This window comes from Paenibacillus herberti, assembly GCF_002233675.1.
Lineage (GTDB): Bacteria > Bacillota > Bacilli > Paenibacillales > Paenibacillaceae > Paenibacillus_O > Paenibacillus_O herberti.
Genome location: NZ_NMUQ01000011.1, coordinates 1 through 834, shown reverse-complemented (window position 1 = coordinate 834; position 834 = coordinate 1). Strand labels below are relative to the sequence as shown.

At 47.7% G+C, this 834-nt stretch carries 1 protein-coding gene and 1 pseudogene; one reads left to right on the top strand and one right to left on the bottom strand.

Annotated elements, in window-relative coordinates:
- Positions 1–220: 220 nt before the first annotated feature.
- On the top strand, positions 221–391 hold the full coding sequence (locus CGZ75_RS25525; protein WP_176445011.1) for a hypothetical protein: 171 nt from the start codon (positions 221–223) through the stop codon (positions 389–391).
- 127 nt (positions 392–518) lie between these two features.
- Here the strand turns inward: CGZ75_RS25525 and CGZ75_RS25665 are convergent.
- Positions 519–834, bottom strand: a pseudogene (locus CGZ75_RS25665) (hypothetical protein); the annotation flags it as partial.

Sequence of the window (834 nt, the reverse complement as noted above, 5' to 3'; positions counted from 1 at the left end):
AAGTAGCTTTTGTTACTTGGTGCGAGTTGTGGAGCTTGAGTTGAAGCTCTCAAGTAGCTTTTGCTACTTGATGCGAGCTGCGAAGCTTGATTTCGAGCTCTCAAGTAGCTTTTGTTACTTGGTGCGAGTTGTGTAGCCTGAGTTCGAGCTCTCAAGTAGCTTTAGCTACTTGATGCGAGTTGTGTAGCCTGAGTTCGAGCTCTCAAGTAGCTTTTGTTACTTGGTGCGAGTTGTGGGGCTTGAGTTGAAGCTCTCAAGTAGCTTTTGCTACTTGATGCGAGCTGCGAAGCTTGAGTTCGAGCTCTCAAGTAGCTTTTGTTACTTGATGCGAGCTGCGAAGCTTGATTTCGAGCTCTCAAGTAGCTTTTGTTACTTGGTGCGAGTTGTGTAGCCTGAGTTCGAGCTCTCAAGTAGCTTTAGCTACTTGATGCGAGCTGCGAAGCTTGATTTCGAGCTCTCAAGTAGCTTTTGTTACTTGGTGCGGAGCGTGAAGCTCTAGTTGGAGCGCTCAAGTAGCTTTAGCTACTTGGTGCGGAGCGTGAAGCTCTAGTTGGAGCGCTCAAGTAGCTTTTGTTACTTGGTGCGGGCCGTGAAGCTTGAGTTGGAGCTCTCAAGTAACTTTTGTTACTTGGTGAGGGCAGTGTAGCTTGAGTTGGAGCTCTCAAGTAGCTTTTGTTACTTGGAGAGGGCCGTGGAGCTTGAGTTGGAGTTCTCAAGTAGCTTTTGTTACTTGGTGAGGGCCGTGGGGCTTGAGTTGGAGCTCTCAAGTAGCTTTTGTTACTTGGTGCGAGTTGTGTAGCCTGAGTTCGAGCTCTCAAGTAGCTTTTGTTACTT